20 protein-coding genes are annotated in these 24,604 nt (G+C 50.9%); 14 read left to right on the top strand and 6 right to left on the bottom strand.

All coding sequences use genetic code 11. The annotated features are described in order from the left end of the window. Positions 1–56 precede the first annotated feature (56 nt). The gene (locus tag C7120_RS12975) at positions 57–1,124 is read left to right on the top strand and encodes a M20 family metallo-hydrolase (RefSeq protein WP_107622064.1); all 1,068 of its coding nucleotides are present in this window, start codon (positions 57–59) and stop codon (positions 1,122–1,124) included. Between the two features lie 227 nt (positions 1,125–1,351). On the opposite strand, the gene C7120_RS12970 is transcribed toward C7120_RS12975, so the two are convergent. The 4 genes from C7120_RS12970 to dut are packed head-to-tail and all read right to left on the bottom strand — an operon-like array spanning position 1,352 to position 6,104. Next, entirely contained in the window at positions 1,352–2,980 is a 1,629-nt protein-coding gene (locus C7120_RS12970; RefSeq protein ID WP_107622063.1) for a murein hydrolase activator EnvC, read from the bottom strand. Beyond that, positions 2,981–3,871 (bottom strand): DUF4292 domain-containing protein, encoded by an 891-nt coding sequence (locus C7120_RS12965; RefSeq protein ID WP_107622062.1) that lies wholly within the window; start codon positions 3,869–3,871, stop codon positions 2,981–2,983. Further along, the gene (locus C7120_RS12960; RefSeq protein ID WP_369916888.1) at positions 3,864–5,642 is read right to left on the bottom strand and encodes a tetratricopeptide repeat protein; all 1,779 of its coding nucleotides are present in this window, start codon (positions 5,640–5,642) and stop codon (positions 3,864–3,866) included. Before C7120_RS12960 ends, C7120_RS12965 begins: the two co-directional genes overlap by 8 nt. A gap of 24 nt (positions 5,643–5,666) precedes the next feature. Then, complete coding sequence (gene dut / locus C7120_RS12955; RefSeq protein WP_107622060.1) at positions 5,667–6,104, bottom strand: dUTP diphosphatase; 438 nt, start codon at positions 6,102–6,104, stop codon at positions 5,667–5,669. A gap of 102 nt (positions 6,105–6,206) precedes the next feature. Between dut and dgt the strand changes: the two genes are divergently transcribed. After that, on the top strand, positions 6,207–7,544 hold the full coding sequence (dgt, locus tag C7120_RS12950; protein WP_107622059.1) for a dGTP triphosphohydrolase: 1,338 nt from the start codon (positions 6,207–6,209) through the stop codon (positions 7,542–7,544). A gap of 52 nt (positions 7,545–7,596) precedes the next feature. Here dgt and C7120_RS12945 read toward each other — a convergent pair whose 3' ends face one another. Together C7120_RS12945 and C7120_RS12940 are read right to left on the bottom strand one after the other, a co-directional pair. Then, complete coding sequence (locus tag C7120_RS12945; protein WP_107622058.1) at positions 7,597–8,592, bottom strand: GNAT family N-acetyltransferase; 996 nt, start codon at positions 8,590–8,592, stop codon at positions 7,597–7,599. A 19-nt stretch (positions 8,593–8,611) separates the two neighbouring features. Beyond that, positions 8,612–9,457: a glycerol acyltransferase gene (locus C7120_RS12940; protein WP_107622057.1), complete on the bottom strand. Its 846-nt coding sequence runs from the start codon at positions 9,455–9,457 to the stop codon at positions 8,612–8,614. 750 nt (positions 9,458–10,207) lie between these two features. On the opposite strand from C7120_RS12940, the gene mraZ reads away from it, so the two are divergent. From mraZ to ftsA, 12 genes are all read left to right on the top strand, one after another. Continuing rightward, positions 10,208–10,678 (top strand): division/cell wall cluster transcriptional repressor MraZ, encoded by a 471-nt coding sequence (mraZ, locus tag C7120_RS12935; RefSeq protein WP_107622056.1) that lies wholly within the window; start codon positions 10,208–10,210, stop codon positions 10,676–10,678. Positions 10,679–10,699: 21 nt separating this feature from the next. Then, positions 10,700–11,614 carry a 16S rRNA (cytosine(1402)-N(4))-methyltransferase RsmH gene (rsmH, locus tag C7120_RS12930; RefSeq protein WP_107622055.1) on the top strand — a complete coding sequence of 305 codons (915 nt, stop codon included), beginning with the start codon at positions 10,700–10,702 and terminating at the stop codon, positions 11,612–11,614. Next, on the top strand, positions 11,611–12,099 hold the full coding sequence (locus C7120_RS12925) for an FtsL-like putative cell division protein (protein ID WP_199220714.1): 489 nt from the start codon (positions 11,611–11,613) through the stop codon (positions 12,097–12,099). The genes rsmH and C7120_RS12925 overlap by 4 nt, the downstream gene beginning before the upstream one ends. Then, complete coding sequence (locus tag C7120_RS12920) at positions 12,100–14,265, top strand: penicillin-binding protein (protein WP_107622054.1); 2,166 nt, start codon at positions 12,100–12,102, stop codon at positions 14,263–14,265. Between the two features lie 16 nt (positions 14,266–14,281). Next, positions 14,282–15,733: a UDP-N-acetylmuramoyl-L-alanyl-D-glutamate--2,6-diaminopimelate ligase gene (locus C7120_RS12915; protein WP_107622053.1), complete on the top strand. Its 1,452-nt coding sequence runs from the start codon at positions 14,282–14,284 to the stop codon at positions 15,731–15,733. A 19-nt stretch (positions 15,734–15,752) separates the two neighbouring features. Further along, positions 15,753–17,021 (top strand): phospho-N-acetylmuramoyl-pentapeptide-transferase, encoded by a 1,269-nt coding sequence (gene mraY, locus C7120_RS12910; RefSeq protein ID WP_107622052.1) that lies wholly within the window; start codon positions 15,753–15,755, stop codon positions 17,019–17,021. 128 nt (positions 17,022–17,149) lie between these two features. Next, positions 17,150–18,481 carry a UDP-N-acetylmuramoyl-L-alanine--D-glutamate ligase gene (gene murD / locus C7120_RS12905; RefSeq protein ID WP_107622213.1) on the top strand — a complete coding sequence of 444 codons (1,332 nt, stop codon included), beginning with the start codon at positions 17,150–17,152 and terminating at the stop codon, positions 18,479–18,481. A 3-nt stretch (positions 18,482–18,484) separates the two neighbouring features. Next, positions 18,485–19,762 carry an FtsW/RodA/SpoVE family cell cycle protein gene (locus C7120_RS12900; RefSeq protein ID WP_107622051.1) on the top strand — a complete coding sequence of 426 codons (1,278 nt, stop codon included), beginning with the start codon at positions 18,485–18,487 and terminating at the stop codon, positions 19,760–19,762. 72 nt (positions 19,763–19,834) lie between these two features. Beyond that, positions 19,835–20,944: an undecaprenyldiphospho-muramoylpentapeptide beta-N-acetylglucosaminyltransferase gene (murG, locus tag C7120_RS12895; protein WP_107622212.1), complete on the top strand. Its 1,110-nt coding sequence runs from the start codon at positions 19,835–19,837 to the stop codon at positions 20,942–20,944. Further along, a complete protein-coding gene (murC, locus tag C7120_RS12890; RefSeq protein ID WP_107622050.1) occupies positions 20,944–22,320 on the top strand; it encodes a UDP-N-acetylmuramate--L-alanine ligase in 1,377 nt (458 codons plus the stop codon). The genes murG and murC overlap by 1 nt, the downstream gene beginning before the upstream one ends. Then, positions 22,317–23,114, top strand: a complete 798-nt coding sequence (locus C7120_RS12885; RefSeq protein ID WP_107622049.1) for a cell division protein FtsQ — start codon at positions 22,317–22,319, stop codon at positions 23,112–23,114. The genes murC and C7120_RS12885 overlap by 4 nt, the downstream gene beginning before the upstream one ends. 9 nt (positions 23,115–23,123) lie before the next feature. Then, a complete protein-coding gene (ftsA, locus tag C7120_RS12880; RefSeq protein WP_107622048.1) occupies positions 23,124–24,575 on the top strand; it encodes a cell division protein FtsA in 1,452 nt (483 codons plus the stop codon). Positions 24,576–24,604: the final 29 nt, after the last annotated feature.

Raw genomic sequence — 24,604 nt, 5'->3', positions numbered from 1 at the left:
GAAATCTTTGTAAAACAAGAAATTATTTGGAAATTTTTCTTAAATTTGCCCGTAATATGATGAAAGAAGAATTCCTGGAAGACGCCGTCGACCTCCTCAAAAGGCTCATCGCAACGCCGTCGGTCAGCCGGCAGGAAACCGAGGCGGCAGATATCATGCAACGACAGATGGAGAGCTATGGGCTGACTTCCCGCCGTGAGGCTAACAATGTGTGGACGATCGACCCCGGATTCACGGCCTCGCGCCCCACCCTTCTGCTCAACGCGCACATCGACACCGTCAAGCCCGTAGACAGCTGGCGGCGAATGCCCTTTACGCCAACCCTCGAAGGCGACAGGCTCTACGGCCTCGGGAGCAACGACTGCGGAGGAGGGCTCGTAACGCTCCTACAGGTTTTCAGGGCGCTTGTTCCCCTCGAGAGAAACTACAACTTGATATATCTGGCATCGGCAGAAGAGGAGGTGTCGGGCGCCAACGGCATCCGTCGTGCCCTACCCCTATTGCCGAAGATTGCCGCGGCCATCGTGGGAGAGCCTACGGGCATGCAGCCTGCCATCGCGGAAAAGGGATTGATGGTGCTTGACATCACGGCGAAAGGCAAGAGCGGCCATGCTGCCCGCAACGAAGGACGGAACGCCATCTACGAGGCACTCGACGACCTGAACTGGCTGTGTGGCTATCGATTCGAGAGGGTGAGCCCTTTTCTCGGCCCCACGCTGATGAATATAACCATGATCAGCGCCGGCACGCAGCACAATGTGATACCCGACGAGTGCCACATGGTGGTCGATATTCGCACCAATGAATACTACGACAACCAGGAGGTGTTCGAATTCATCCGGAAACACCTACGGTCAGAGGTCAAGGCACGCTCCTTCCACCTCCGGTCCTCGCATATCCCCGAGAGCCACCCATTGGTGCGGAAGTGTGTGGGAATGGGACTGAAGCCCTTCGGTTCGCCCACGCTCAGCGACCAGGCACTCATGCCGTTTCCGTCGCTCAAACTCGGCCCAGGGGAGTCGGAGCGGTCTCACTCTGCCGATGAGTTCATCTGCCTGATCGAAATCAGCCATGCCTTCGATGTCTACATGCAGCTGCTCAACGGTAAAGATTTGGCCTTCTAAGGATACAGATACGGCTTCCGACAGAGCTGTCCACGACATCCGAAAGTATAAGAGGTTACTATGCGTTTTACGAAATCGGCGATTTTGTGCGACAATTTCGGCGATTTTGTCTGACGAATTCGCCGATTTCGTCAGACAGAAGACGGCCTTTAAGAAGCCCCGCAATGATGAGCAGGATTCCTAAAGGTCGCCTTTGTCGGATAAGGAGCAGATTCCCAAGATCGGGGTTAGCGTCCCAGCCACGCTTCGGGATTGAGTTTTGTCGTGCCCCGGCGTAACTGGAATTGCAGGATGTTGTCGCTCCCCACATTGCCCAGAGCCTGTCGCGCGGAGACCTTCATGCCTCTCGACACGGCTACGGAGCCGAGGTTGCAGTACACAGAAATATAGGCCCCATGGCGCACCATCACCACATAGGTGCCCGACCACTGTATTACGGCACTCACCTCGCCGTCGCAGATGGAGCGGGCTACGGCTCCCGGGCTGCCGAGAATGTTGATGCCCTTGTTGTCGAGGGTAATGCCTTTGAGGCCTTCCACACTATATTGGCCGAAATGACTTACGATTCTGTAGCGCCCGGAAATAGGCATAGGAAGCCGTCCCTTATTTGCCGCAAAGTCGCCGCTGAGCTTCCGGTCGGACGAGCTGTAGTCAGAGGCCTCGTCGACATTCTTCCTCGCTGTGGCTATCTCCCTCTTGCTGCGCTCCTCATCGGCCCTGGCCTTACGCTCGGCAGCCTCGCGGTCGGCTCTGGCAGCCAAGGCCTCTTGATCCGCACGGGCCTTGGCAGCGGCATTATTCGTCTTGGAAGCTGCCTCAGCCTCCGACCTCAAGCGTGCCTCGCGCTCCTTGGCGGCAGCAATCCTGCGGGCATTCTCCTTCGCAGCTGCCTCGGCCTCCGCCTTCTTGCGGGCGAGTTCCTCGGCCTTCCTCCTTGCCGCCGCGGCGGCTTCGGCCGCCCTGCGCTTGGCCTCGGCCTCCGCACGAGCCTTCGCCTTGGCCACCTCGATGGCTATCAACCGGTCTATCTGTGCATTCAACTCATTGTCTTTCTGCCGTTGCTGGGCAATGACCTGCTGAATGGTCTGCTGCTGTTTTTGAAGGCCTTTGACCACCTCTTGCTGTTCCGTCTGCTTCCCCTCGAGTTCCGCACGGGCTTTCTGGTCTTTAGCGAGGAGGGTGTGCTTCTGTCCCTTCACGGCCTGAAGCTGCTTGTGCTTCTCGGTAACCTGGATTTGCTTGGCCTTCACGAGCTCGCCCTGTGCTTTCTGATAGGCCGCGTATTCGCGCACGAAACGCATGCGGCGATACATCTGCGTGAGGCTCTTGGCCGAGAAGACAAACATCAGCTTGTCCTGAACGGTGCGATGGCGGGCCATATAGCGCATCGACTTGATATATCTGGCCTTGCGCTCCTGAAGCTGTTCCTCGAGAGTTTTAAGCTGACTTTGGAGGATGCCGATATTGTTGTCGAGATGTGAGATGTCCTGCTGAATGCCGTCGATGGACTTCTGCTTCTCACTGATCTCGCTGTTGATGACGAGCAGATTCTTCAGTCGCTGCTGTACATCGGCCTTGTTCGCCCTGAGCGCTTGCTCCTGTTGGCGAATCTTCTTGCGCACGGCGGCGCGCTGATTCTGCAGCCCCTTGATTTCCTTGTTGCCGTAAGAAGCGTCCTGTTTCTTTGCCACAGTCTTCTTTCTGGCTGCCGTTCCTTGCTTCCTTGGCGTGGTCTTGGTCGTTTTCTTTTGCGTGGCCTTGCTTGTCGACACAGTCTTCCTGACAGCGCTTTTCTTCTGGGCAGGCATTGCTAAGGCACACGCAAAGGCAAGAATCAATATGATTAGCCGTCTCATTTACATTTTCAAGATTTTATCGAACACATCTTTTGCCTCCACCTGCTTATACTTCGGAGAGACGGTAGACCGCGAATCCCAGTTGGCATGGGTGCTGATGTCATCCATATCGATGGTTACCGTACCCGCCTGAGGTTTTCCACCGACATTCGTGATAAAGGTAAACTCCTGCGAGGCAGGAAACGACTTGACGCCTACCGGCTGAAAATTGGAGTACTTCCAGGTAAGGTTTGACTTCCCATGGGCCGCACTCAGATATTCCACGACGGTCGAAAGGATGCGTCCGTCGTTTTTATCGGTATTCCAGCAGAAAGTCATCTTCCCGTTTTTCAAGCTTACCGGAACGGTGGAGCCCTGCTTGGTGAGGTCGGCGTCGAACTGCTGAAGGTCGCCTTCACCTACTTTCTTGTTTCCCGGAAGTAACAGCTGATTCCAGAAAAGGGCCTGAAGGCTATAGAAATTGAGCCCGTTTTCCTTCAGAAACTCAAGCTGCGTATAGTCTGCCTTGATATACTCCTTGTGAATCCGGTCGACAACCAGCACATAATCCGGGGTAAACTCCAGGCGCCCGACCTCGCTGCCCAGCAGCGGGATAAACAGCTGAAGCCGCACCACTTCATCCTTCCGCATGTGCAGGGAACCGGGAACCGTAATATTCTTTGTTCCCGCCTGAATGTTGAAAGACATATCGGCCACGATGTTCTTCTGATAAAGCTGTCGATCGGAAACCATCTGGACAAATGCCAGCTTTTGTAAAACCACGCTACCTTCCCCCTTGGCAACAGCCGGGGCATTCGGCGTGGATTTGCCTACTACCGCCTTCTTGGTGCCACACGAGGCAACAAACAGGATGAGGCAAACTACTGTTATCTTCAAAATAGACTTATTCATTTTCCTTGATATATTGTTTCAGTTTTATCTTCTTGGGTAATACCACGCTCTCGCTACCGGCCTTGAGGGCTTGATTCCAGTAGTCGAGGGCCTTGTCGGCGTCGTTGGTTTTATAGTAGATGTCGCCTGCATGCTCCAGGATCACAGGGCTCTGGACGCTGTCGGTATCGTTCTTCACCGCTTGCTCGATATAGATTCTCGCTTCGGTATACCGTTCCTGCCGGAACAAAATCCAAGCATAAGTATCCAGGAAAGTGGAGTTTTTCGGTTCTGCCTTTATGGTCTTATAACTCATTTCCTCTGCCTTGTGTAAGTTACGGTGCTCCACACTCAGGTAATAGGCATAATTATTCAGGCATCCCATATGGTCGCTCTTCCATTGCAGACAGCTGTCATAAGCGGCAAAGGTTTCCTCCGTCATGCCTTTGTCATGGTATATCTCGCCCATGATGGAGTAGCAGTCGCTCACGAGGGAGGGATCGCTCTTGCTGGTTGTCCGTTTCACGGCCTGCCGGAACGCCTCGAGCGCGTGGTCGTTGTCTTTTTTCTGATAATAGGCTATCCCCAGAAAATAGCTGAACACCAGCTCATCGGTATTATATTCCGTACCCGGCTTACTCAGGGCGATGACCGAATCCCACTTTTCCTTCAGCCAATACGACTGTATCAGTTGAAGGCGAGCCTGAGCATTTTCGGGCTGCATGGCCAGCAACCGATAGAGTCCGCTGTTGATGGAGTCCTCCGGCATCTTCTTCAGAGACATATATGCCACTTCCAACTCTACCATCGTGCTGTCCATAGGGTTCTTGCCGAGGATACGACGGAAAAGGTTCAGCACCTGTGTGCTGTCGCCCCCATGAGCCTCATTGTCATGAATCACTCCCCGCATCAGGGTAACCTTGCTCTTAGGTTCCGTGTTCGGATTGATCAGGATGCTCTCCAGAAGGGCGTCGGCACGCTCCTTCTCGCCCACCGCATTATAGTAATCGTAGAGCGAAGTCTGGACATAATCATTGTCAGGATCTATCTTCCGGGCAGCCGTGAACATCCTGTAGGCCTCCTTCGGCTTGCCGTGCTGCATGAGCCAGTTGCCCATCATCACCTTATAAGTCAAGTCGTTAGGATGCTCGTCGCAGAGAGACTTCAGCGCCTTATAGGCCGACTTGCTGTCTTCCTTCATCTCATAGACGCGCATTTTGGAAAGGGTTATTTCCTCGCTGCTGCCCTCGATTTGCTCTATCCGGTTAATACAGTTGAGCATTCCGTCGTAGTTCTTAGCCTGTTGGTAAAGGTTTATGAGAACATTCAGCACATCCGTACGGTCGCGATGGCGGCCGGCCAGTTGCTCATATGCCAAGATTGCCTTGTCAAAGTCTTTCCCATTGAGGTAATATTGGGCCAACCGCTCAAGATAGGTAGAATTGCCCGGGTTCAGGGAAGCGGCCTTTTCGAGATTTCGCAGAGCGAGGCTGTCTTGCTTCAAGACCGAATAATACATGGCCTGGAGGTAATATGCCTCCGGCGCATTCGGGTCGATCTTCAGGCAGTGAGACAACAGTTCGAAGGCCGCGGAGTATTTTCCGGCATTCTGCTGGCGTACAGCCTCCAGGAAAAAATAGTCATAGCGACGCCGTTCTTCGGGCAAGAGGGTCCTTCCTGCAACCACTTTCCGGGGGGTGGTCTTTTTCTTCTTGGCAAACGAAGGAGATACGGCTGTCATCAGGATGAGAGTCGCTAAGGAAATGACAAGATGTGTATTTCTGAGTTTCAAGATATTCTCGCTGATTTTATAGTTCTATTTTACGCCCGTATGACCATACCCGCCTTCCCCGCGTTCGGTCTCATCAAGCTCCTCGACCACAACGAATTCGCCCTGTTCGTGCCGTGCGATCACCATCTGGGCGATGCGCTCACCATCGTTGATTACAAAGTCTTCCTGCGACAAGTTTATCAAGCAGACCCCGAGTTCGCCGCGATAGTCGGCGTCAATGGTACCCGGCGTATTGAGAACGGTTATCCCATGCCTCAACGCCAAGCCGCTACGAGGCCTGACCTGAGCCTCAAACCCCACGGGCAGAGCAATATACAAGCCCGTCGGAACGAGCTTGCGCTCGAACGGACGAAGCACTACCGGCTCGTCAAGATTGGCGCGAATGTCCATACCGGCACTTTGCGCCGTAGCATAGGCGGGCAGTCGCTGATGTCCCTTATTGACAACTTTTATCTGAATCATACTAAATACAATAATGTGCAAAAATAATGAATTCTGTGCAGATAATTGAATTTTTCAACATAAAAAGAGACTATTTAGGCAAAATTACATTACTTTTGCGATATGAAATGGCAACAATTGATATCCAACAAGCGGTTCGGACAGGAGACTAAGCATGCTCTCAGGCATGACGACCGTTCTGAATTCAAGCGCGACAGCGACCGACTCATCTACTCGGCACCATTCAGAAGACTACAGAACAAGACCCAAGTGTTTCCTTTACCCGGCAGCGTATTCGTACACAACCGGCTCACGCACTCCCTCGAGGTTTCCTCACTCGGCAAATCACTTGGCGACGATGTGGCCAGACGACTGACGGAAAAGCACCCGGAGCTCAAAGGAACGCTCTTCGAGGAAATCGGAACCATCGTTCAAACGGCAGGACTTGCGCACGACCTGGGCAATCCCCCGTTTGGACACAGCGGCGAGAAGGCTATCCAGACCTTCTTCACCGAAGGCGAAGGACAGGCCTTGAAAGAACGGGTAAGCAGACGCTTCTGGGACGACATCACGCACTTCGAGGGAAACGCCAACGCCTTCCGCCTCCTGACACATCGCTTCAACGGTAGGAGAGAGGGCGGTTTTGTAATGACTTATTCAACTCTTGCAAGCATCGTCAAATACCCCTTTGCCTCTTCACTTTCCGGTGAGCACGGCAAATTTGGTTTTTTCTCCTCCGAGGAAGCCGACTATAAGAGAATTGCCGATGAATTGGGCATTATTTGTAAGTCATTTCCAAGGGAGCCCTTGCAGTATGCCCGCCACCCATTGGTTTATCTGATGGAGGCTGCCGACGACATCTGTTACGAGATTATGGACATAGAGGATTCCCATAAGCTTAAAATTATTTCATACGAGGAAACCAGAGAACTCTTGCTTGGTTTCTTCAACGAAGAATCTCGGGCACACATCCTGAAACGAATCGAGGAAGAAAGGGTTACGGATGAAAACGAACAGGTGGTCTACCTGCGGGCCTGCGTTGTCGGAGAGCTGGAATCCGAATGCGTGAAAGCTTTCGTGGAGCATGAAGAAGAGATTCTGGGAGGAACCTTCGAGGGCAGTCTCATCAAGCACATCAGCGGGTTGCCACGACAGGCCTACAGGCATTGTCAGGAGGTTTCGAGGAAAAAAATCTATCAGAGCAAGCTGGTTTTAGATGTAGAATTGTCTGGTTACAAGATCATGGAGACCTTGATGCAGAATCTCGTCGAGGCCGCCGTACACCCCGAAAACTTCCATTCCCAGCAGTTGATCAAGCGCTTCAGCAGTCAGTATGACATCCAGAGCGACGATCTGCAGACACGCATCATGGCCGTAATAGACTATATCAGCGGAATGACGGATGTCTACTCGCTCGATATTTACCAGAAGATTTGCGGGATATCACTCCCCGTAGTGTAGGGATACCACACCCCCATCATAGCGGGAATGCTTCCTCTGCAGGGGGGCACCTTTATGGTTTTGGATCGGGATAGATCACATTGTTGGCACCGCTGGTCAGCTTCAGGGCCTCCGGATGCGACTTGATGAAGCTGTCGATATGCCGGACACGCTTCTCCTCAAGAATCTCGTCGACCGCAATCAGGATGCCTGTTTCCTCCACTTCGCCGAATCCATAGTTGATGGCTGTACCGAAGAGCTTCATCGTGGGGCTCAATCCCATATAGGCATTCACCAGTGGAGGGATGTTAAAACCGAGCTTTCTGATCTCACAATTCAAGACCCGATAGTCTTTCTTGAAGTCGTCCTCGCAGAAAATCTTCGCCAGAGCCTCTTCCGGCGTTTCCAGTTCCAACGGCTTCAGGGGAACGATGAGATGATCTTTGTCGTCAAAGTGTTTCTTCAGAAAGTAAAGAATCATATCCCGCCCCGTACGGACATAAGAAGGATACATGGTTACCTTGCCGAAGAAATACTTCACGCTGGGGTTCAAAACCGTCAGTGCGCCAAGTCCGTCCCAAAGATTATCGAGGGCGAAAATGCTCTTCGTGTTTTTCCTTACATTCTGATATTCAAGCGAGACGAAACTTCTCCCAAGCTCGACAGTATACGGGGCATACTCCTCCATAAACTTTTCGGAGAAATGAAACATATGACTTGTGGCGAGAACGGGCTGTCCCTGCTCGTCTGTCTTCCAGTCAGACCCGAACAGATAGCGATAGCCGCCGATGATCTCATCGCACTCCGGATTCCAGACAACCAACTGCCTACAACCATTTTCCATGGTATCAAACTCGTCGATATCCATCGACTTACCCGTTCCTCCTCCCGCCGAGCGGAAAGCTTCTTCGCGAAGACGCCCGATTTCCTTCATCACATGGGGCGCCTGCCGGGCCGTTATGACATAGATTTCGTTATGACTCTTGTTCGTCATACGAAGCTGGCGGTCGGGAGTCAGCTCCCTCTTGAGGAGCTCCCGGTCAATCGGTTGGATAATCTCTTTTTCCATTTTCAGAAATCTTAATACTCTAAGCTTCGGCGCCTTGATCAAGTTTATAGACCTTGTCTTCAACCCATTGCGCCCATTCAGAGGGCGTCTTGCTCTTGTCGAATGTCTGCCAAGGGATGGGTTTGCCAAAGGTAGCCTTGAAGCTCTTGCCCACATTCCGGTACATCTCATCCACCAAGAACAACATGGCGATATTCACCTTCTTCACATATCTATCGCTGAAGTTGGCAATTCGATAAAACCGATCGCTGTTGCGGCCGCTGAAATGAATGGGCACCACATCCCGATGGTATTCCACCGATTTCGAGATGAAAGTCTTTTTCCAGGGAAGGTCGTGGATAACACCGCCCATCCTCCGACTGTTCAGGCCCGCGGGGAACATGAGCATGTGGTTGTCGCTCCGGAAGCCAGCCTCCACCATCCGGGGAAAATCACGGCTCTGCTTACCCGTTTTGTTGATTCCGATGCTCACGGGCTTCAAGCCCGGAAGATAGAGAAGCAGGTCGTTGACCAGATAACGGAACCTGCCGTCATAATGCCTGCCAATGATGGCTCCCAGCGCCACGCCGTCTTGTCCGCCCAGAGGGTGGTTGGACACGAATGTGTAGAGCTTCCCATCATTCTTGTCAGGCAGATTGTGCACACCCTCAATAGTCAATTTCATCTGAAGATAGTCCACGCAGCGAACCAGCCATTCCGTTCCTTGGGCATCGCGATTTTCCCAAAGAAATCGATTGACCTCGTTTTCATGAGCAATTTTCTTAAGCCAATTAACGACAAAACCCGGCACAAGCTTCACCTTGCTGCCCATTTTGCCCGCTAAAATTTTCTCGATGTCGATGACCTTCTCTATCTCTTCACTCATAGGTGCAGTATACTAACTGAATGCAAAAATAACAAAAGTTACCGAAATACAATGCAAATAATCCTAAAAAAAATACCGTTGTTTCCCATTTCGCCTCATTTTGCGACGCTATGTTTGTATCTCGTTATCTCCTGAATTGCATTCCCACGCTAAAAAATCCGGTGTAAAGTTATAAGCAGAAAAAAATCTCCACCCCAATTACCTACGGCCCAATCTGCTGATAAATATAGATTAATTTATTTTACATTCTTGCAAAATAAATCGTTTTTTGCCAACAACAAACCTGCCGGAGGCAAAAACGGGCAAAAACACAAAACCTCTTTAAAGCGCCTAAAAACAAGAGATTGAATTGCAAAAGACGGCTTCCAGCACGCCTGTTAACGGCCTTTTACTTTGCTTTTAGCCGCTTTCTGTAGACTAAAAAGCCGTCTTCGGCAAGGCAAAATGCGCCGGAAAATTCAAGAAAACAGACAAAATCGAACAAAAATAACCGCTTTTCCGTTTTCCAAAGCTTGTTTTCCACACGAAAAATTGCCGTTTTCATCCCTTAAAGAGCTATAACCTCAACTTAATTTTTGCCAATTATCCATACAATATCACCCATTCCTCCTCCCCTGCCCCATCCCTATCCCCATTCCGGGAAAATGCTTTTTTAAGCCCTTTTGATAAAAATTTGTGGAGAAAAGTGGTGGAATGTGGGGAAAAATATATAACTTTGGCATCGATATCAATACTTATAGATAAGAACGCATGCGATTTATAGGAAACATAGAGGCCAAAACCGACTCCAAGGGAAGGGCATTTCTTCCGGCCGTCTTTCGAAAGGTGCTGCAAGCATCGGGCGAGGAACGGCTCGTGTTAAGGAAAGACATCTTCCAACCTTGCCTCGTTCTGTATCCCGAATCGGTATGGAACAGGCAGCTCGACACCCTTCGCAGCCGCCTTTCCCGCTGGAATTCAAAACAACAGCAGGTTTTCCGCCAGTTCGTATCGGATGTGGAAATCCTCACCCTCGACGGCAACGGGCGCTTTCTGATACCCAGGCGCTACCAGAAGATGGCAGCCATCACCCAGGCGATAAAGTTCGTCGGGATGGACGATACCATTGAAATCTGGCGAAACGACGAGCCTGAAAAGGCTTTCATGGATGCCGAGGACTTCAGCAAGGCCATAGAAGAAGTAATGGGCAATGTCAACGAAGAAGACAAGACCGGAGCATAACCTAAAAGTAAAAACTGTCTAATGGTAAGAACCGCGGAGACATATCACACCCCCGTGCTCCTCAAAGAGAGCATCGACGGGCTGAACATCAGGCCCGGAGGAGTCTATGTGGATGTAACCTTCGGGGGCGGCGGCCATTCCCGGGAGATACTTTCCCGGCTTGACGACAGGGGCCACCTTTACAGTTTCGACCAGGACGAGGATGCCGAGAAGAATATCACACCCGCGGAAAACTTCACTTTCGTGCGCAGCAACTTCCGTTACCTGAAGAACTGGATGCGATATTACGGAGTGGAAAAAATAGACGGGCTGCTTGCCGACCTCGGCGTCTCCTCCCACCACTTTGACGATGAGACCCGCGGATTCAGCTTTCGTTTCGATGCTCCCCTCGACATGAGGATGAACAAGAGGGCTGGAAAAACGGCGGCCGACATCGTGAACGAATACGACGAAGAGGCGCTGGCGAATGTTTTCCACCTATATGGAGAACTAAAAAACTCCCGGAAAATCGGTGCGGCACTCGTCAAGGCGCGGCAACAAAAAAAGATAGAGACCACGCAAGACTTCGCAAAGGCCGTGGAGAGCCTCTTCCGTCGGGAGCGCGAGAAAAAGGAGATGGCCAAGCTCTTCCAGGCCCTCCGCATCGAAGTGAATCACGAAATGGAAGCCCTGAAGGAAATGCTGCTTGCCGCAACGGAGCTCCTCGGCCCGGGTGGACGACTCTCCGTCATCACCTACCACTCGCTCGAAGACCGAATCGTAAAAAACATCATGAAGACGGGAAACGCCGAAGGCAAAATCAGACAGGACTTCTTTGGGAAGTTCGAAACGCCGTTCTCCCTTGTCAACAACAAAGTGATAGTCCCTGACAGCGATGAGCAGGAGCGCAATCCGCGAAGTCGAAGTGCCAAACTCAGAATATCCGAGAAGAAATGAACGAAGAAGACAAAGACAAAAAAGCAGAAGCCGTGCTCACCATCGAGCCCGAAATCGTAAGGGAGGCAAAAGAGGCAGAGGCCAAGGAGGCCAACCCCGAAGGGCCTTCCCTGCAGGAAGTCATAGAGAAGCAAGCCACCGAAGACGACGCCGCCATCATCTCCGGCGGCCTTTCCCTGCGGAAAATACTCGGAGGCGACATACTCACCACGAGCACGATTCGCCACCAGATATGGCTCTTCCTGCTCATCGGCTTCTTTCTCATTATCTATACCTCCAACCGCTACAGCTGCCAGCAGGACCTCATCAAGATAGACCATCTGCAGCAAGAACTTCAAAGCGCAAAATACAAAGCCCTGTCAAGTGGCAGCCAACTCACGGAAATGAGCCGTCAAAGCAATGTAATGGACATGTTAAAAAACAACAAGGACAGTATGCTGCACATCGCAAGCGAGCCTCCTTACAAAATCAAAGTCCCTGAATAAATGAGCAAGTTCGACAATAAAAAGATTATGCCCCGCTACAGCCTCATCGCCATCCTGATGACTCTGTTTGCCGCAATCGTGCTTGCAAAGACAGGCTATTTGATGACCGTGAAGCGCGACTACTGGATGAAAGTGGCCGACCGAGTGAAACGAGACAGCGTTCCCACAAAGCCGACTCGAGGCAACATCTATTCCTGCGATGGAGAACTTCTGGCGGGTTCGTTGCCCAAATACAAGCTCTACATGGACTTCAAGGCACTTCGCGAGGCCGGAAACGACTCTCTTTGGGAAGCCAGCCTCGACTCCATATGCCGCGGCCTGCACCAGATTTTCCCGGAAAAGGGCATGGCAGGATTTCGCAAGGACTTGGAAAAGGGGCGCGAAGAACAAGGCCGCAACTGGCCCATTTGGAAAAGACGCGTCGACTACAACACCTATAGCGAGGTGAAAAGCCTCCCCATATTCCGGCTGGCACCCTACAAGGGTGGCTTTCATGTAGAAGAGTTCAACGCCCGCGTAAATCCTTTCGGCTCATCAGCAAACCGCACAGTGGGCGGCATCTTCGCCGAGAAAGACACGGGACGCGTAGGGCTGGAACTGGAGTATGACTCCATTCTCCGTGGCAAAGATGGCATTATCCGTCGCCAGAAGGTCTTGAACAAGTGGCTCAGCATCACCGATACGCCCCCTATCGACGGGTCGGACATCGTTACCACGCTCGACATGAGCATCCAGGACATCGCCGAGAAAGCCGTCATCGACGAACTCAAGCTTATCAATGGCAATGTAGGAGTCGCCATCGTCATGGAAGTGCAGACCGGCGACATCAAGGCCATTGTGAATATGGACAAGTGCGCAGACGGCGAATACCGGGAGCTGAAAAATCATGCCGTGAGCGACCTATTGGAGCCTGGCTCCGTCTTCAAGCCCGTTTCCATCATGACGGTACTGGAAGACGGCTATTGCGACACGACCAAAATCGTAGAGACTGCTGGCGGCGTATGGCCCATGTACGGACGGCAGATGAAGGATCACAACTGGCGCCGCGGCGGTTACGGCACCATTTCGCTTCCCCGCACCTTGGAGGTCAGCTCCAACATCGGCGTCAGCCGCATCATCGACCAATATTATCACAACGACCCGGAGAAGTTCATAAGAGGCGTCTACCGCACAGGCATCCAGAAAGACTTCCACCTTCCGCTGCCCGGTTATTCAAGAGCGCAGATCCGAATGCCCAAGAAAGCGAAGAACGGCCAATGGCTCAACTGGAGCAACACGGCGCTCCCCTGGATGAGCATAGGATATGAGACGCAGATTCCTCCTATCTCCACGCTCACTTTTTACAATGCTATTGCCAACGGAGGAAAGATGATGCGTCCACGCTTCGTCCAACGAGTGGAGAAAGGCGGGAGGACAGTCGTAGACTTTCCACCAGAGGTCGTACCGGGCCACGAGAAGATTTGCAGTGAGAAAACATTGAAATACATGCAGACAATCCTGCGCCATGTCGTCAGTCAAGGCTTGGGCAAGAAGGCCGGCTCGCCCTCCTTCCAGGTAGCGGGAAAAACCGGTACCGCCCAGATTTCCCAAGGCTCAGGGGGATATAAGTCGGGACGGGTGAACTATCTGCTCAGCTTCGCCGGCTATTTTCCGGCCGACAATCCTCGCTACAGCTGCATCGTCTGCATCCAGAAATCGGGCCTCCCGGCATCCGGAGGCGGTATGAGCGGCGTCGTTTTCCATAACATCGCGGAAGGAATCATGGCCCGCGACATCAAGCTCGATGTTTCCGATGCCCGGGACTCCCTGTCGGTCTTCACGCCGGATATCAAAGACGGAAACATTCTTGCCGCCGACTATGTGCTCAACCACTTAGGATTCCAGGTGAAGGCCGACTGGACCGGATCCTATGCAACCGGCAATCCGATCTGGGGAAAGGCTGAGATACGGAAAGGGCAGGCCATCAGTCTTCGCAGAGAAAAACTGTATGGCAAGAGCTATATACCCGATGTCATGGGCATGGGGGCACGCGATGCCGTCTACCTTCTTGAAAGCCGGGGCGTCAAGGTGCAACTCTCCGGACGAGGCAAGGTAGTCTCGCAAAGTCTTCCGGCCGGCCATCAGATCAAGAAAGGAGAAACCTGCAAACTGATTTTGGAAATCTAAAAAGCGATATACAACTATGATTTTAAGGGATTTAATCAAGAATATCAAGCCTCTTGCGCTCATTGGAAGCGAGGGAATCGACATCAAAGGGGTAGACATTGATTCCCGCCACACAGAAGACGGGCATCTTTTCATTGCCATGAAAGGCACACAGGTAGACGGCCATCGCTTTATCCCCAAGGCCATAGAGCTGGGTGCCAAGGCCATTCTCTGCGAAGACATGCCGGAGGAGAGGAGCGCCGGAATCACTTATATACAAGTAGCCTCTACCGAGGATGCCGTCGGCAAGGTGGCAACCATCTTCTACGGCGACCCTTCGAGGAAACTGAAGCTGGTGGGAGTAACGGGAACGAACGGCAAGACCACCGTCGCCACCTTATTATATAATATGTTCCGGAAGATGGGATACAGGTGCGGCTTGCTCTCAACGGTCTGCAACTACATCGAGGACGAGGCGTTGCCCACTGCCCATACGACCCCCGACCCTATCGAACTCAATCAGCTGCTTGCCCGCATGGTGGAGTCAGGATGCGAATATGCCTTCATGGAATGCTCTTCCCATGCCATCGCCCAGAAGCGCATAGGAGGGCTGCGATTCGCAGGAGGTATCTTCACCAACCTCACTCGCGACCACCTCGACTACCATAAAACATTCGAGAACTACCGCAACGCGAAGAAGGCTTTCTTCGACGGACTGCCAAAAACGGCGTTTGCCATCACCAATGCCGACGACAAGAACGGCATGATCATGGTACAGAATACCAAGGCTACGGTGAAGACCTATTCCACCACACGCATGGCAGATTTCAAAGCACGCATCCTCGAGTGCCACTTCGAAGGCATGTATCTCGACATCGACGGACATGAGGTGGGCGTCCAATTCATCGGCAAGTTCAATGTGAGCAATCTGCTCGCAGTATACGGCACAGCCCGCATGCTGGGCAAGGAGCCGCAGGAAATCCTTGTAGCCATGAGCACGCTACACAGCGTGAACGGACGTCTGGAGCCCCTGCATTCCCCGGAAGGATACACGGCCGTGGTCGACTATGCCCATACTCCCGACGCCTTGGAGAATGTGTTGGGTGCCATCCATGAAGTGCTGAACGGCAAGGGACATGTCATCACCGTCTGCGGGGCTGGCGGGCACCGCGACAAAGGCAAGCGTCCGCTAATGGCACAAGAGGCTGTCAGACAGAGCGACAAGGTAATCCTCACCAGCGACAATCCGCGCGACGAGGATCCGCAAGCCATCATCGACGACATGATGGCCGGCCTGAACGCCCAACAGAAGAAAAAAGTAATCTGCCTCGTCGACCGCAGGGAGGCCATTCGCACGGCATGCATGATGGCGACGAAAGGCGATGTGGTGCTCGTTGCCGGCAAGGGACATGAGGACTATCAGGAAATCAATGGGGTGAAGCATCACTTCGACGACCATGAAGTGCTGCGTGAAATATTTGATAATTAACGGATAAACAGCAAGCAACATGTTATACTACCTTTTCCGATTCTTGGAGCAATTCGGCATCAGCGGTGCCCATCTATGGGGCTACATCTCTTTTAGGGCTCTGCTCGCACTGATACTTTCACTGGTCATCTCTACTTGGTTCGGTGAAAAATTCATCAAATATTTGAGGAGAAAGCAAATCACCGAAACCCAGCGCGACGCCTCCATTGATCCCTTTGGAGTAAACAAGATCGGTGTCCCGTCAATGGGCGGCATCATCATTATCGTCGCCATCCTCATCCCGGTACTGCTGCTCGGCCGACTGAGGAACATCTACCTTATCCTTATGATTATCACCACGGTTTGGTTAGGGTTTCTCGGAGGCATGGACGACTTTATCAAAATCTTCCATTATAACAAGGAGGGGCTGAAAGGAAAATATAAAATCATCGGACAAATCGGCATCGGGCTCATCGTGGGACTCGTGCTCTGGGCCTCGCCCGATGTGAAAACCAACGAGAATCTGGTCATCGAGAAGCAAGGTCAGGAGGTCGTCGTCAAGCACCGGACGGAAGCCCGGAAGTCGCTCAAGACCACAATCCCTTTCGTGAAAGGCCATAACCTGGACTACTCACGCCTCATGTCGTGGTGCGGGAAGTATAAGACAGCAGCCGGATGGATACTTTTCGTAATCATGACCATCCTCGTCGTAACGGCCGTGAGCAATGGAGCCAACCTCAATGACGGCATGGACGGTATGTGTGCCGGCAACTCCGCCATCATCGGCGTGGCGCTGGGCATACTCGCTTATGTAAGCTCCCACATCGAGTTTGCCTCTTACCTGAATATCATGTATATACCCGGCTCTCAAGAACTGGTGGTCTTCCTCTGCGCCTTCGTGGGTGCACTCATAGGCTTCCTGTGGTATAATGCCTATCCGGCACAAGTGTTCATGGGTGACACCGGCTCACTCACTATCGGTGGAATCATCGGTGTTACAGCCGTCATCATCCATAAAGAACTGCTTCTACCCATCCTCTGTGGAATCTTCTTCGTAGAGAGCCTGAGCGTCATTGTGCAGGTGTGGTACTACAAAATGGGCAAGCGCAAGGGAATCAAGCGGCGCATCTTCAAGCGAACCCCTATCCATGACAACTTCCGCACACAGGATTCACAGCTCGACCCAGAATGCTCCTACCTCATCCGGAAGCCCCATACGGCCAAGCACGAGGCGAAAATCACGATCCGGTTCTGGATTATTACCATCATCCTCGCGACCCTTACGATCATCACTTTGAAGATAAGATAAAAGTAAAAGGCCGTTAGAAGGCGAGCTTTTAGCCGTTAGAAGGAAGGCTTTTAGCCGTTAAAAGGAAAGCTTTTAGCCGTCTTTTACAAAACGGCGGAATACCAGAAGAGAATATAATGACAAAAGATATGAAAAGAATCGTTGTTCTCGGTGCCGGGGAAAGTGGCGCAGGAGCCGCCATACTGGCGAAGAAAAAGGGATTCGATGTGTTCGTTTCCGACATGTCGAAAATAAAGGATAAATATAAAAACCTTCTCGACAGCCATCAGATTAAGTGGGAGGAAGGGCACCATACGGAAGAGGAAGTTCTGAATGCCGACGAAGTGATCAAGAGTCCGGGCATTCCCAAGGAGAGCCCAATCGTCCAGAAATTGATGAAGAAAGGCATCCATATCATCAGCGAGATTGAGTTTGCCGGACGCTACACGCATTCTAAGATGATCTGTATCACAGGCAGCAACGGCAAGACCACAACCACTTCGCTCATCTATCACATCTTCAAGGCCGCGGGTTACGACGCCGGCCTGGCCGGGAACATCGGCAACTCGCTGGCCTTACAGGTGGCCGAAGACCCGCATGAATACTACATCATCGAGCTGAGCAGCTTCCAGCTCGACAACATGTACGATTTCCGTGCGAATATCGCCATTCTCCTGAATATCACGCCCGACCACCTCGACCGCTACGACTTTGAGTTCGGAAACTATGCGGATGCCAAGATGCGCATCACCCAGAACCAAACTTCCGAAGACCATTTCATCTATTGGAACGACGACCCCGTCATCAAACGCGAGCTCGAGAAATTTAAAATCCAAGCCGTCAGGTTCCCCTTCTCTGAGATCAAGGAAAAGAGCTCCATCGCTTACATTGAAGACGGGCAGTACAAAATAGAGAAACCAACCCCCTTCAACATGGAGCAAGAGGAATTAAGCCTTACCGGCAAGCACAACATCTACAACAGTCTGGCCGCCGGAATCGCATCGAATATTGCCGGAATCAAGAAAGACATCATCCGCAAGAGCCTCGGCGACTTTCCCGGAGTGGAGCATCGGCTTGAGAAAGTGTGTAAAGTCGGCGGCGTATTATACATCAACGACTCGAAAGCAACCAATGTAGATGCCTGCTGGTATGCCCTTGAGAGCATGACCACGCCCACCATCCTTATCATTGGCGGGAAAGATAAGGGCAACGACTATGCGGCCATCAAAGACCTTGTCAGGAAGAAATGCGTGGGATTGGTATACCTTGGAGCCGACAATCAGAAGCTCCACGACAATTTCGACAGCCTCGGCATACCTGTCAGAGACACGCACGGGATGAAGGAATGCGTGGCCGCCTGCTACGAGATGGCCAAGCCCGGCGACACCGTACTGCTGAGCCCATGCTGCGCCAGCTTCGACCTTTTCAAGAACATGGAGGACCGCGGAGAACAGTTCAAGAACCTCGTCAGAAACCTTTAAAGAATGATTAACAAGACCTTAGGAAATATATTCAAAGGCGACAAGGTAGTATGGATGGTATTCTTCTTCCTCTGCCTGATCAGCGTTGTCGAGGTATTCTCTGCCTCGTCGTCGCTGACCTATAAGAGCGGGAGTTACCTTGCACCTATGCTCAAGCATCTCGGCATTCTCATCGTGGGAATTTTCTGCATGGTGGTAACGCTCAACATCAAATGCCGCTACTTCAAAATCGTAACACCGGTACTACTGATCGTATCGTTCGGGATGCTCGTATGGGTGCTCCTCTTCGGCTCTTCTACCAATGATGCCAACCGATGGATCAGCATTCTGGGTATCCAGTTTCAGCCTTCTGAGATTGCGAAGGGCGCGATGGTGCTTGCCACGGCACAGATACTGAGTGCCATGCAGACACCTAAGGGCGCAGACAAACACGCCATCCAGTACATTCTGATAGTGGGGGCTTTTCTTATTTTTCCCATCTTATTGGAGAATTTCTCGACCGCAGTACTACTTTGCGCCGTCATCTTGATGATGATGATTATCGGAAGGGTGCCCGCTTCACAGATAGGGAAGCTTCTGGGAGTCGTCATGCTGATGGCCGTCTTTTTCTTTTCGGCCATCATGATGCTTGGAGAAGACAGACAACCTAAGAATACTAATCTGCAAATGACAGAGGAGGTGGCTAAGGAACAAGACAAAGAAAACAACTCCCCGAGAATTTTCCACCGTTTCGACACCTGGAAGTCGCGAATTAACAAGTTCCTGAAAAGCAAGGAAGTTGCTCCGGAAGACATCGACTTGGACAAAGACGCGCAAGTTGCCCATGCCAATATTGCCATCGCTTCCTCAAACGGCATCGGTAAAGGGCCGGGAAATTCCGTGGAAAGAGATTTCCTCTCACAAGCCTTCTCTGATTTCATCTACGCGATTATCATAGAGGAAACGGGAATTATCGGAGCCGCATTCGTAGCCTTTCTCTATATTACCCTGCTCTTCCGCACGGGAAGAATAGCAAACCGATGCGAGAACAACTTTCCTGCTTTCCTGGCAATGGGACTGGCATTATTGCTCGTCTCACAAGCTATGTTCAACATGGCCGTGGCCGTAGGACTGGCTCCTGTAACCGGACAGCCGCTACCTCTGGTCAGCAAAGGCGGCACATCGTCTATCATCAACTGCATCTATGTCGGTGTCATTCTAAGTATCAGCAGATCTGCCAAGAAAAAGAAGACTGATGACGGAAACACCAATGATATGAAACTTGCCACGAGCAATATATAAATTAATATACAAAATATGATCAAATAAGAAAATTTTTGATTACTTTTGCATAGATAACAAAGAATGGACAAAATGGACGAAGGACTAAGAATCATCATCAGTGGCGGTGGGACTGGAGGACACATCTTTCCTGCCATCTCTATCGCAAACGCCATCAAGTCGAAAAGACCTGACGCCAAGATTCTTTTCGTGGGTGCTCTTGGAAGAATGGAAATGCAGAAAGTGCCCGCTGCCGGATATGAAATCAAGGGGCTCCCGATATGCGGATTCGATCGAAAGCATCTGCTGAAAAACATTTCCGTCCTCTTCAAGATATGGAAAAGCCAACGCATGGCAAGAAAAATCATCAACGACTTCAAGCCAATGGTTGCCGTCGGTGTCGGCGGATATGCCAGCGGCCCCACACTGAATGTATGTGCAAACAAGAGTATCCCCTGTCTGATCCAGGAACAAAACTCATATGCTGGAGTAACCAACAGGCTCCTTGGCAAGAAAGCCGATAAAATCTGTGTGGCCTATGAGGGCATGGAACGGTTCTTCCCTGCCGACAGGATTATCATGACGGGTAATCCCGTCCGACAAAATGTGCTGGAAACCACACTGACAAAAGAAGAGGCCCGCAAGCAGTTTGGCCTCGAACCCGACAGAAAGACCATCCTTCTCGTAGGAGGAAGCCTGGGTGCAAAAACCATCAATGAGAGCATTCTTCAGCATCTTGACCTCGTAAAAAGATCAAGCGTGCAGTTTATCTGGCAGACCGGCAAATACTACCATGCAGCTATCAGCGAACAACTGAAAGACCAAGAGGGACTACAAATGCTCAAGACAACCGATTTCATCGGTGATATGGGTGCCGCCTACAAGGCTGCCGACTTGGTAATTTCCCGTGCCGGAGCAAGTTCCATCAGCGAGCTCTGCCTGATTGGCAAGCCTGTCATCTTAGTGCCAAGTCCCAATGTTGCAGAAGACCACCAGACCAAAAACGCCATGGCATTGGTCAATAAGGATGCCGCCATCTATGTAAAAGATGCCGATGCGCCACAAGTATTGCTCAAACAAGCCATTGAAGTCGTACAGAATGATGAGAAACTGGCATCCCTGAGCAAGAACATCCTCAAACTCGGTCTCAAGGACTCGGCAGATATCATCGCTGACGAAGTGATTAAATTAGCCAATAAATAATGGAACCTAAAGATATTAAAGCTGTATATTTCGTAGGCGCCGGCGGCATTGGGATGAGCGCCATCGCACGATATTTCATGCACAGAGGTCTTGTAGTAGCCGGATATGACAAGACCCCTTCCGATTTGACTCGTCATTTGGAGAAAGAGGGAATGCTCATCCATTATGAGGAAAACATTAACGAGATTCCCCACGCATGCAGAGACCCAAAATCCTGCTTGATTATCTACACGCCGGCAATACCCGCAGAGCACAAGGAACTGGTTTATTTCCGCGAAAACGGCTTTGAGATTGAGAAGCGCGCACAGGTATTAGGAACCCTTACCCGCACCCATAAAGGACTCTGCGTAGCGGGAACCCATGGCAAGACAACGACCTCCACGATGTGTGCACACATCATGCACCAAAGTCATGTGGACTGTAACGCCTTCCTGGGAGGCATCTCCAAAAACTATGGAACGAACTATATCCTCAGCGACAAGAGCGACTATGTCGTCATCGAAGCTGACGAATTCGACCGAAGTTTTCATTGGCTGCGTCCCTGGATGAGTATCATCACATCCACAGACCCAGACCATCTGGACATTTATGGAACCAAGGAAGCATATCTGGAAAGCTTCCGCCACTACACGGAACTGATTCAGCCTGGCGGCTCTCTCATCCTCCATAAGAACCTTGAAATGCGAGCCCATGTTCAGGAAAGCGTGAAGATTTACGAGTATAGCCTCAACGAGGGCGACTTTCACGCAGAAAACATCAAGATTGAGAATGGAGAAATCACCTTCGACTTCATCTCCCCTATCGAGAATGTACCGAACATCATGCTTGGTCAACCGGTGCCTATCAACATCGAGAATGGAGTTGCGGCCATGGCTATGGCGCAGCTTAACGGATGCAACGCAGAGGAACTCAGATACGGAATGCGCACCTATGAAGGCGTTGACCGTCGTTTCGATTTCAAAATCAAGAATAACAAGCATGTGTTTCTCTCTGATTACGCTCATCATCCAAAAGAAATCTATCAGAGCGCAAAAAGCATCCGCGAACTCTATGAGGACCGCAAGATAACCGCTATATTCCAGCCACACCTCTACACACGCACTCGCGACTTCTACAAAGAGTTTGCCGATGCACTGAGCCAACTGGACGAGGTCATCCTCTGCGATATCTATCCTGCTCGTGAAAAGCCCATTCCCGGCGTTACCAGCAAGCTCATTTATGACAACCTGAAGGCCGGTGTAGAGAAGAGCATGGTCAAGAAAGATGACATATTAGACCTTGTAAAGAATCGGGACTTCGATGTGCTCATGGTATTGGGCGCTGGCGACCTGGACAACTATGTTCCCCAAATCACAAAGATTATTGAGGACAAATGAAGATTAACTGGCGAAAAACTTTCACTATTGCACTGGATGTGGTCATCGGAGGCTATCTCATACTGGCATTCACCGCGTTTAACAAACCCGATGAAACGGTTTCCAAGTGCAATAAAGTCAGTATCAACATTCAGGATGAAACAACAAACGGCTTCATCAACACAAAGGAAATCAAAAGGCGACTGGAACAGAACAAGCTCTATCCTTTAGAGAAGCCAATGAAGGAGATCAGTGCCCGTAATATAGAAGATGCTCTCAAAGCGACGCCTTTCGTCAAAGCCGCAGAGTGTTACAAGACCCAGGACGGGCATGTATGCATCACGCTCACGCAGAGAATGCCGACCGTGAGAATCAAAGCAGCCAACGGCGATGACTATTATATTGACGACAAGAACAGCATCATGCCGAATTCTCACTATACCAGCGACCTCATTATCGCTACGGGTAACATCAGTCGGTGGTATGCACAAAATTACATTTCCCACCTGAATGCCGCCCTCTGCGCCAACGACCTATGGAGAAACCAGATTGTACAGATTCATGTCCTCCCCGATAAGGGAGTTGAGCTCGTACCGAGAGTCGGCAACCATGTCATCTATATTGGACCATTGCCGGAAAGCAATTATAAGAGTGGGCGCAAGAAGCTCATCGAAGACTTCGTAAAGAAAAAGATGGAACGCCTGTTGACTTTCTATAAATATGGTCTTTCACAGGCAGGATGGAACAAGTATAACTATATAAACTTGGAATTCGACAATCAAATCATCTGTAAGAAAAATAAATCCCATAATTGATATAACTGTATGGCAAAAGAATTTATTGTAGCTATTGAACTGGGATCGTCAAAGATTACTGGTGTCGCAGGCAGGAAGAACCTGGATGGTAGTACGAGTATTCTTGCTATTGCGCAAGAAGATTCGACCTCTTGCATACGCAAAGGCGTAGTCTACAACATTGACAAGACAGTGCTGTGCATCACGAACATCGTCAAGAAACTTGAGACAACGCTGAAGACCAAGGTAGCCCATGTCTATGTAGGAGTCGGAGGAAGATCCATCCGCAGCATCAAGAATGTAATTGTAAAGGAGCTTCCCGTCGAGACTACCGTTACCCAGGAGATGGTAAACGAGCTCATGGATGCCAACCGCAACATGAGCTACCCGGAGCAGGAGATACTAGATGCCGCAACACAGGAATATAAAGTGGACAACCAGTATCAGCTCGATCCGGTGGGCATTCCGTGCCACCGCTTGGAAGGGAATTTCCTAAATATCTTATGGCGTAAGGCTTTCTATAAGAACCTGAACAAGTGTTTCGACGAGGCAGGAATAGCCATTGCCGAAATGTATCTGGCTCCCTTGGCATTAGCCGACAGTGTGCTTACTGAAAATGAGAAGCGTGCCGGATGCGTGCTGGTAGACCTCGGAGCCGACACCACGACCGTATCCGTCTACTACAAGAATATCCTCCGCCATTTAGCCGTCATCCCAATCGGAGGCGACAACCTCACGAAAGACATCGCCTCGCTACAGATGGAAGAAAAGGATGCAGAAATTCTTAAACTCAAACATGCCAGGGCATTTACCGACAATAGCGACATAGACAATACGCTCATGCTCTCAATCGACCAGGATCGCCAGATTGAAAGCCGCAGATTCATTGAAATCATCGAAGGCAGACTCGAGGAAATCATAGAGAATGCATGGTTCCAAGTACCCAATGAGTATGTGGACAAGTTGATCGGAGGTATTGTCCTGACGGGCGGCGGCTCTAACATGCCTGAGATAGAGCACGCATTCCGCAACCATACCCATATGGGAAAGATTAGGATTGCAAAGTTCGTTACCCAGACCATCAACTCCAACATCCCGGAGATCATGGCTCACGACGGGAAGATGAATACCGTTCTCGGTTTACTCGAGAAGGGTGATATGAACTGTGCGGGCGATGAAATCAGCAACGACTTGTTCCTCAACCCCGAAACCAAGCAGGGACCTACTACCGAAGAGCTGCATCGCGATCCGCGGCCTATCAGTGAGACTACCGGCCGGGGCATCGTACAAACCGAAGCAGAGAAGTTGAAGGCGGAAGAGGAAACTCGCAGGAAAAGAGAAGAGGAAGAGGAGGAAGCCCGCAAGAAGACCGAAGCCGAAGAAGAGAGAATCGCTATAGAAAAAAAGGAAAACAGCGTATTGAACAAGACCCTGAGGTTCCTAAAGAAGTTCGGTTCTTCCATCATCTCCGGTGAAGAGTAGCGCAAAGCCCAACAATAATCCCATTAAAA

It is taken from the genome of Prevotella sp. oral taxon 376, assembly GCF_003043945.1.
Classification (GTDB): Bacteria; Bacteroidota; Bacteroidia; order Bacteroidales; family Bacteroidaceae; genus Prevotella.
This window is presented reverse-complemented; position numbering and strand designations above follow the sequence as displayed.

Excerpts from the sequence above, each read along its gene's own strand:
- C7120_RS12975 (WP_107622064.1), top strand. The coding sequence starts at position 57 with ATGATGAAAGAAGAATTCCTGGAAGACGCCGTCGACCTCCTCAAAAGG.
- C7120_RS12970 (WP_107622063.1), bottom strand. The coding sequence starts at position 2,980 with ATGAGACGGCTAATCATATTGATTCTTGCCTTTGCGTGTGCCTTAGCA.
- C7120_RS12965 (WP_107622062.1), bottom strand. The coding sequence starts at position 3,871 with ATGAATAAGTCTATTTTGAAGATAACAGTAGTTTGCCTCATCCTGTTT.
- dut (WP_107622060.1), bottom strand. The coding sequence starts at position 6,104 with ATGATTCAGATAAAAGTTGTCAATAAGGGACATCAGCGACTGCCCGCC.
- dgt (WP_107622059.1), top strand. The coding sequence starts at position 6,207 with ATGAAATGGCAACAATTGATATCCAACAAGCGGTTCGGACAGGAGACT.
- C7120_RS12945 (WP_107622058.1), bottom strand. The coding sequence starts at position 8,592 with ATGGAAAAAGAGATTATCCAACCGATTGACCGGGAGCTCCTCAAGAGG.
- C7120_RS12940 (WP_107622057.1), bottom strand. The coding sequence starts at position 9,457 with ATGAGTGAAGAGATAGAGAAGGTCATCGACATCGAGAAAATTTTAGCG.
- mraZ (WP_107622056.1), top strand. The coding sequence starts at position 10,208 with ATGCGATTTATAGGAAACATAGAGGCCAAAACCGACTCCAAGGGAAGG.
- rsmH (WP_107622055.1), top strand. The coding sequence starts at position 10,700 with ATGGTAAGAACCGCGGAGACATATCACACCCCCGTGCTCCTCAAAGAG.
- C7120_RS12925 (WP_199220714.1), top strand. The coding sequence starts at position 11,611 with ATGAACGAAGAAGACAAAGACAAAAAAGCAGAAGCCGTGCTCACCATC.
- C7120_RS12920 (WP_107622054.1), top strand. The coding sequence starts at position 12,100 with ATGAGCAAGTTCGACAATAAAAAGATTATGCCCCGCTACAGCCTCATC.
- C7120_RS12915 (WP_107622053.1), top strand. The coding sequence starts at position 14,282 with ATGATTTTAAGGGATTTAATCAAGAATATCAAGCCTCTTGCGCTCATT.
- mraY (WP_107622052.1), top strand. The coding sequence starts at position 15,753 with ATGTTATACTACCTTTTCCGATTCTTGGAGCAATTCGGCATCAGCGGT.
- murD (WP_107622213.1), top strand. The coding sequence starts at position 17,150 with ATGAAAAGAATCGTTGTTCTCGGTGCCGGGGAAAGTGGCGCAGGAGCC.
- C7120_RS12900 (WP_107622051.1), top strand. The coding sequence starts at position 18,485 with ATGATTAACAAGACCTTAGGAAATATATTCAAAGGCGACAAGGTAGTA.
- murG (WP_107622212.1), top strand. The coding sequence starts at position 19,835 with ATGGACGAAGGACTAAGAATCATCATCAGTGGCGGTGGGACTGGAGGA.
- murC (WP_107622050.1), top strand. The coding sequence starts at position 20,944 with ATGGAACCTAAAGATATTAAAGCTGTATATTTCGTAGGCGCCGGCGGC.
- C7120_RS12885 (WP_107622049.1), top strand. The coding sequence starts at position 22,317 with ATGAAGATTAACTGGCGAAAAACTTTCACTATTGCACTGGATGTGGTC.
- ftsA (WP_107622048.1), top strand. The coding sequence starts at position 23,124 with ATGGCAAAAGAATTTATTGTAGCTATTGAACTGGGATCGTCAAAGATT.